This window comes from Emticicia sp. (assembly GCF_043780375.1).
Taxonomy (GTDB): domain Bacteria; phylum Bacteroidota; class Bacteroidia; order Cytophagales; family Spirosomataceae; genus Emticicia.
On record NZ_JAYWCU010000145.1, the window covers coordinates 1 to 7,746 of the forward strand.

Sequence of the window (7,746 nt, forward strand, 5' to 3'; positions counted from 1 at the left end):
TAATGTTACTTCAATTCTAATGGAAAAACTGATAGTTTAGTTTTTTTGTTATACTAAAAATAAAAATAATGCAAGTATTAACCCGTAATTCGCATAATTTATTCAGATTATCAATAGGACATCTAACTACATTGTAATTTCAATAGTAAATCTTCAATCAGAAATCGAAAATACTAATTAATATCTATATCGTGTTAATATCTATATCGTGGAGTTCTAACAATTGATTTTTTTCCTGCTCGTAAAGCTGCTAAAGCATAGCTCAGTAATATTTCGTGAGATGTAGCACTTTTAGCATTTGCTCCTCCTACAACAATATCCATGGCATAACCTACTCTTAGACTTCCATTCATTAGGTTTGCTCCCAACAGTGTAGATACTGCATCGCCTGTTCGGTAACTTGCTCCAAACCAATATTTATTATCATAGGTTGCCATTGCTCCTACTTCTGCCGAAATTGTGCTTAAATCTGACTTTATGATAAGCATTGGGCTAACATCTATCATGTATGAAACGCCAAAAAGCATGCTTCCTGTTAAATAAGCACTTCTTTTCAAAGTATTAGTTGCAGTCTTTGTTCCAAGCCCAAAAGTAGGTTCGTTGAGGTGATTCATTGAAAGGCCAATAGAATATCCTGGATTATAAAGATATGCTCCTGCTCCCAAATCAAATGCTGATTGACTAACATTACCTGTTGCTATAAGCGGGTCATTCTCATCTCTTGCACGCAAACGACCGTAATCTATTCCTCTTGTAAAAAACCCACCACTTACACCCAAAGCCAACTGGCTACCTCCCACTGGAAGATGATATGCATACGAAAGTTTTAGGTCTCGCTGGGTGCTTGCTCCTATTTTATCGTTCACAAAAGTAAAACCTATGCCACTTTTTATCATTTTCAGTGGAATATTAGCAGAAATTACTTGCGAAACTGGAGCTCCGCCATCATCGAACGTACTTTGATAGCCCAGGTATTGGGTGCGGTATATGGCTTGAAAACGAGTAACATTTTCAGAACCTGCCGTTGCTGGATTGACAAATAGTTGGTTGAAAATATAATGACTAAACTGTGCATCTTGCTGTGCAGAAGCCTTGAAAGACACAAATAATACAATAATACAATAAATCTTTCTCATAGTGGTCGAAAAAAATAGTCAATGGTCAATAGACGATAAACATAATAAATTTTCTACGGGCAATTTAAGCAATTATTCGATTTCTTACCACTATAACGAAAAAAATTAGGCTAAACTTGTGGTTTAGCCTAATAACTTATTTTTTTAGATATTGTTTGCTTTTTTAATGTAGAGTTCCAAGGCTCCAGTCATTGAGGGGGCGTTTGGTAATGGAGCTTCTATATCTAAAACATATCCTGCATCTCGTATGGCTTTTGCAGTAGTTGGCCCAAAGGCTGCCAAACGAGTATTGTTTTGCTTCCACTCTGGAAAATTGTGATCTAATGACGTAATTCCTGATGGGCTGTAAAAACAAATTATATCATAGAATACCTCGGTCAAATCAGATAAATCAGATGGGACTGTTTCGTACATTACGGCTTCTGTGAGGTGCAAATCATTGCGATTCATCAAATTTGGAATGTCATTGCTACGAATATTTGAACAAGGAAATAGAAATTTCTCTGTTTTATGTTTCATAATTAATGCTTCCAAATCGGCTGCGGTTTTCTGCCCCACAAAAATTTTTCGTTTTCTAATAACGATGTATTTCTGTAGATAATTTGCCGTTTGCTCCGAAATACAAAAATACTTCATGTCAATAGGAACTTCAATTCGCATTTCTTTGGCGATGCGAAAGAAATTATCGACGGCATTTCTACTTGTCAAGATAATGGCTGTATGAGCCAAGATGTCCACTTTTTGGCGGCGAAAATCTCGGTGGTCTAAACCTTTCACTTCGATAAACGAGCGAAAATCTATCTTGATGTCATATTTTTTGGACATCTCAAAGTAAGGAGACTTTTCATCGGTAGGTCTCGCTTGAGTAACTAATATGCTCTCAACTTTACGGAGGCGGTCTTGGGTATTTTTTTCTGTTATATCACTCATCCAAATTGCGGGGTTTCAAATACAGAACAAGGGTTCTGTGGTTAATTTCAACAATAGAATCAACAGAATTTTTCTGTGAAAAACATATCATTACAAGGCAAATCTAATGCCAAGAATAACGGGCAACAATTCGACTATACAAAGGTACGAAATTAAATAAAGACTTTGTATAGGCATACTTCTATTTATAGTAAAATATAAAATAAAAAAGCGAATTAAATAAAAAACGACCACTGGTGCAAAAAGGTAAACTTGCCAGTTGAAATCATGCGGGAAATAATTCATGAAAAATACCAACATCACTAAAACCAATGCCGTATAGAAAATAATAGATGACTGAATGATTTTGAAATAGTGCAAATCGACAACTTTTTCAAGGTTAAATAGCTGTCCCATAAGACTAATAAAAAAATATTTTGTAATAAGTATCACAAATACTACCAAGCAGATACGAAAATAATTAGAAGATAATACCCCCAACGTTTCACCTTCTTGTAAAATAGTTCGTCCTCCAAATATATAAATACCTTTACTCTGTAAAAGCATATAAAAAAGCCCCATAATCAAACTTAATAGAATAATAAACATTACATTCATTCGACTGAGGGGTTTATTAATCAGAAAAGATTGCTCTCGAACTAAGGTATTTAGCAAATCTCGCAGGTTATAATATCGCTGAAAAGCCCGAACATAAGAGTTGGATAAATATGAAAACATCACTAGAATAAACATTGATACCATCACCAAATAATTTCGGTAAGGTGCTGGGGTGCGTGGTTTAGCCGTTATGCCTGATTCTGACAATACAATGGGCTTTTGGTCAAGCGAACGCTTGTAGCCAAGCAAAAGAATTTTATCATCAATACTATTTGAGCCATAAAGGGTAATATAGATGGTTGGCTGTTCATACACTTTATAAAGACTATCTACATTTAAGACTATCCATTTGCCAACGGGGATTTTCTGACGAAGAGAACCATTAATAAATAAAAAATTATCCGCTTTTTTTGAAAATACGAGCAGATTATAACCCCTATTGCTCTGAATATCACAGAAAAGAGTGTGAGATGGGTAAGCCAAATGCTGTTCCATGATGTATGGAATATAGGCTTTCATTCTATCATTATACACCTGCCAGTCGTCGTGGTAGTCGTGTACCAAGAAATACTGGTTGTCGGGTCCAACAGTGGTCGCAAACAGTTTTGATGAAATGAATAGCAAAAGTATGTAAAGAATCTTCTTCAAACGCTCTCTGGGATTTTTTTGCAAAATTATACAAAAAAGGTCAGACTTAACAATCTGACCTTTTGTTTTTATTAATATTCTAATTTTATGCTCTTCCCAATGCCTTCAACATCGTTGCTCCGATATCGGCAGGAGATGCTACCACATGAATTCCACATTCTGACATGATTTTCATTTTGGCTGCTGCTGTATCATCATCTCCACCGATGATAGCTCCTGCGTGTCCCATTCTACGACCTTTCGGTGCAGTTTGACCAGCAATAAAACCTACCACAGGTTTTGTTCCAAATTCTTTTATCCAACGAGCAGCTTCTGCTTCCATTCCTCCACCAATTTCGCCAATCATTACGATTCCTTCTGTTTCGGGGTCGTTCATCAAAAGTTCAACCGCTTCTTTAGTTGTTGTACCGATAATTGGGTCACCTCCGATTCCGATAGCAGTTGTTTGTCCTAATCCTGCTTTTGTCAATTGGTCAACTGCTTCATAAGTAAGTGTTCCTGACTTAGAAACTACGCCAATTGTACCTTTTTTAAAGATAAAACCAGGCATGATACCTACTTTGCATTCTTCGGCAGTAATAATTCCTGGGCAGTTTGGCCCAATAAGAGTTACTTTCTTACCTTGTATATAAGACTTCACCATAACCATATCTTTAGTCGGGATACCTTCTGTAATACAAACGATTACTTTAATACCCGCATCGGCTGCTTCCATGATTGCATCTGCTGCAAACGCTGGTGGTACGAAAATAATTGAAACATCAGCTCCTGTTGTTTCTACTGCTTGTTCAACAGTGTTGAAAACAGGACGGTCGAGGTGCAATTGACCACCTTTTCCTGGGGTTACACCACCAACGACATTAGTGCCGTATTCAATCATTTGACCTGCATGGAATGTTCCTTCCGAGCCAGTAAAACCTTGTACGATTACTTTGGAGTTTTTGTTTACAAGAACGCTCATTCTTTCGTCTATTTTTAATTTTACGTAAAAGTAGTCTGAAATGAGAAAAGTGCAAAAAAAAGTTAGTAGTTCGAAGGATTATATTCTGAATTATGAATTTAATATACTGACTATCAAGTAATTATAAATAAAAATATTTTTATTAAAACTTTATAGTTCTTTGAAAACTTTAAAACTATTAACACCCTGGGCGAAGTGTTTTGGAATTATCTTGTATCCAAACTTTTTGAGCGTCTTTCAGGCTATCGGTTACATTATGTAGTTTACGAATCATTTCTTTGGCTATTGCTCCTGCGGCACAAGGGCTTTGTCCAGTGATAATTTGTTGGTCAGAAACCACAAATAGTGCATAAGGAAAGATTGCTTTTTTGAAAATTGCTCCTCGTTTTTTTAATTCATTTTCGAGCGAAAACAACATATATTTTTTATTTCCTGCCAATATTTCTTCAAAATCTGAAAAGCCTGTAACTTGTCTGTTATCAATGAGGTAAGAGCCATTGCTGAGTTTAATATTTATTAGCCCACTTACGCCATGAGCAATTGCGGATATTACTCCTCCATTTTCGTAAATAGTTTTAGCAATGTGCTGAAAAGCCTCATTATCAGGAAAATCTTCTAAGGTTCCATATCCACCAGAAAAATAGATGGCATCGTAGTTTTTTGCATTTATCTGGCGAGGTGAAAGTGTGCATAGCAATTTCTTTTGGAAGGTTTTATCATGGTAAAATTCCCAGTCGCTTTTTTTTGTAAACATCCAATTTAGGCTATGTTTATCTATCTGTACTTCGCCACCTTGTGGACTACTGAGTGTATAACTATACCCGTGGGTTTCAAGCACCCGAGCAAAACGTGCAATCGTACTAAGCCAAACTCCCGAAGGTGCTTTCCCTCCAGGAAAAACCCGTTGATTTGTAGTAACAATTAAAATGTTTTTACTCATTTTAGTAGTAGGTTAGCATTTATGTAACGAAGTTAAATTAAAAGAAATGAGATTTCATAGATAATGGCACAATAAGTTAAAATATTTGATAAACGATTAGCTTTTTAATTATACAAAAAAGCCCCAAACTTATGAAAGAATGGGGCTTTTTGCTCAAAAAAATTATGTTATGCTATAACTTCAGCATCTTCAACTATTTCAACAGTCTTTTTCTTGCGAAACCACTTATCTCTCACACGCTCATTGATGTAGTACAAACACGGTACTATAATCAAGGTAAGCACTGTTGAGAAACTTAGACCAAAAATGATTGTCCAAGCTAAAATTCCCCAGAAAACGGCACTTTCTCCACCAAAAAATAAATGTGGATTTAACTCTGTAAACATCGTTACAAAATCTATATTAACTCCCAAAGCCAATGGAACAAGTCCCAAAATAGCTGCTGATGCCGTGAGCAAAACGGGAGTTAAACGCACACCTCCAGCTTCAATAATGGCCGCTTTTAGTCCATATCCCCTGCTACGCAATTCGTCGGTAAATTCTATTAAGAGAATACCATTTTTGACCACAATTCCTGCCAAAGCAATAATTCCAACGCCTGACATAATAATTGAGAAGGTCATTCCAAAAAGCATAAAACCTAAGAAAACACCAATAAATGACAACAAAATAGTAACAAAAATAATCATCGGTTTTATGACCGAGTTGAATTGTGTTGCCAAAATCAAGTAGATTAATAGCACTGCTGCTGCCAATGCTCCTGCTAAGAACGTTCCTGTTTCTTGTTGTTCTTCTTGCTCTCCACCCATTTTTACCGAATAACCACTCGCTACTTCCATTTGATCGAGTACTTTATCTTGAATTTCAGCAACTATTTCATTAGCATTAAATCCATTCAAAACCTCTGACCCAAGCGTAATCACACGTAATTGGTTTTTACGATTAATCTGACTAAAAGTTGTTGAATAACTAATGCTTGCTACCGAATTTAATGGTACTTGACGCAAAACACCGCCCATATTCATATCACGGTAAGTAATATTTAAACTCAGCAATTTTTCTATCTGATTACGGTCATCAGCTTTTAATCGCAATTGAATTGGATATTCGTCTTTGTCATCTCTAAATTTTGAAATTTCGGCACCAAATAACGCCGTACGAATAGCCATAGCAACCTGCGAAGTGCTTATGCCTTCACGTTGAGCTTTTACTTTATCAACATCAACAATGATTTCAGGTTTGTTTGTAATCAAATCGGACTTTAACTCTTCAATACCTTGAATTCGGGCTTCTGCAATTCTTTTTCGTACTTCTTTTTCGATACTGATGAGTTTGTCGAAATCATCACCTGCAATTTCAATAGAAATGGGTTTTCCAGTTGGTGGGCCCGTATTTTCTCTTTGAACCGAAATTTCACTTCCTGGAATTCCCTGCAATTCTTTTCGCATTTCTTCCAAAAGTTTGACCGAAGAAATATCTCCACGCTCTTCTTTTTTTACAAATGCTACTGTTATTTTAGATTTTTGAGGCGTTGCCGAGCGGTCGGGATTGAACGGGTCTCCTGCATTTTTACCAACATTAGATATTACCGAATTGATAGCTTTTTCTGCCTTATTTCTATTAATTACAGCGAAAACCTTATTTTCAAGCACTTTTGTTACAGAGTCTGTTACTCGTGCATCAGTTCCTACTGGCATTACATTATATACATAAATAAAGTCAGGGTCGCCACTTGGGAAGAAAATAACCTTTGGTTTCACGATACCCAACAACACAATTGTTGCGACCAATACCCCAAACATAGCTAACACTGCAAACACTGGACGATAGCCTGTAATTACCCAAGCGATAAGATTGCGATAGGATTGCTTGAAACGTGGTAATGCTCCATTTTGAAACGGGGTAATGATTTTTGGTGTCAGTACAAAATGATTGAAAATATATAAAATTGCCATCAAAGTAATGAAGTTTCCAACACCAACATTGATAAAATAGGCAGGAATGGCAATAATTACCATAATAATCAAGGGTCGCTGAATTGCACGGAAACTCTTGTCTTCTTGATGCTCGTCGTCGTGGCGTTTCATAAACGAAATCGCAAAAACAGGATTCATTACATACGCAACTATCAATGACGCAAAAAGTGTATAAATCAAGGTTATTGGCAAATATTTCATGAATTCACCAACAATTCCAGGCCAAAACAATAGCGGGAAGAATGGAGCAATAGTTGTTAAAGTTCCTGACAATACCGGCAAGAAAACTTCTGATGCTGCTAAGGCTACCGCTTCTTTTACGCTTAAATTTTTGAATCTATTAAATAATCGGTGAGCATTTTCGATAACTACGATGGCATCATCAACTACAATTCCCAAACCTAACAAAAAGGCAAAAAGAACGATTGTATTAAGCGTAAATCCCGAAAACCAAAGCGGAATGAAGGCAATCAAAGCAGAAAGCGGCACCGAAAGTCCAACAAAGATGGCATCACGCACACCCATAAAAAACATCAAAACGATTACTACGAAAATAAA

The 7,746-nt window shown here is 36.3% G+C and carries 6 protein-coding genes; all 6 read right to left on the minus strand.

Annotated elements, in window-relative coordinates; translation table 11 throughout:
• Window positions 1-194 precede the first annotated feature (194 nt).
• Window positions 195-1,136, minus strand: coding sequence for a type IX secretion system membrane protein PorP/SprF (locus tag ACH2CJ_RS11655; RefSeq protein WP_394992980.1), 942 nt, complete (start codon window positions 1,134-1,136; stop codon window positions 195-197).
• 144 nt (window positions 1,137-1,280) lie between these two features.
• Window positions 1,281-2,066: a uroporphyrinogen-III synthase gene (locus tag ACH2CJ_RS11660; protein WP_394992981.1), complete on the minus strand. Its 786-nt coding sequence runs from the start codon at window positions 2,064-2,066 to the stop codon at window positions 1,281-1,283.
• 90 nt (window positions 2,067-2,156) lie between these two features.
• Entirely contained in the window at window positions 2,157-3,335 is a 1,179-nt protein-coding gene (locus tag ACH2CJ_RS11665) for a DUF4271 domain-containing protein (protein ID WP_394992982.1), read from the minus strand.
• A 61-nt stretch (window positions 3,336-3,396) separates the two neighbouring features.
• Complete coding sequence (sucD, locus tag ACH2CJ_RS11670) at window positions 3,397-4,272, minus strand: succinate--CoA ligase subunit alpha (RefSeq protein WP_394992983.1); 876 nt, start codon at window positions 4,270-4,272, stop codon at window positions 3,397-3,399.
• Window positions 4,273-4,450: 178 nt separating this feature from the next.
• Window positions 4,451-5,212, minus strand: a complete 762-nt coding sequence (locus tag ACH2CJ_RS11675; protein WP_394992984.1) for a type 1 glutamine amidotransferase domain-containing protein — start codon at window positions 5,210-5,212, stop codon at window positions 4,451-4,453.
• Between the two features lie 167 nt (window positions 5,213-5,379).
• A partial coding sequence (locus ACH2CJ_RS11680) for an efflux RND transporter permease subunit (protein WP_394992985.1) occupies window positions 5,380-7,746 on the minus strand: 2,367 nt, incomplete at its 5' end.

Coding starts and splice junctions, on each gene's coding strand:
- ACH2CJ_RS11660 (WP_394992981.1), bottom strand. CDS start 2,066: ATGAGTGATATAACAGAAAAAAATACCCAAGACCGCCTCCGTAAAGTT.
- ACH2CJ_RS11675 (WP_394992984.1), bottom strand. CDS start 5,212: ATGAGTAAAAACATTTTAATTGTTACTACAAATCAACGGGTTTTTCCT.
- ACH2CJ_RS11655 (WP_394992980.1), bottom strand. CDS start 1,136: ATGAGAAAGATTTATTGTATTATTGTATTATTTGTGTCTTTCAAGGCT.
- sucD (WP_394992983.1), bottom strand. CDS start 4,272: ATGAGCGTTCTTGTAAACAAAAACTCCAAAGTAATCGTACAAGGTTTT.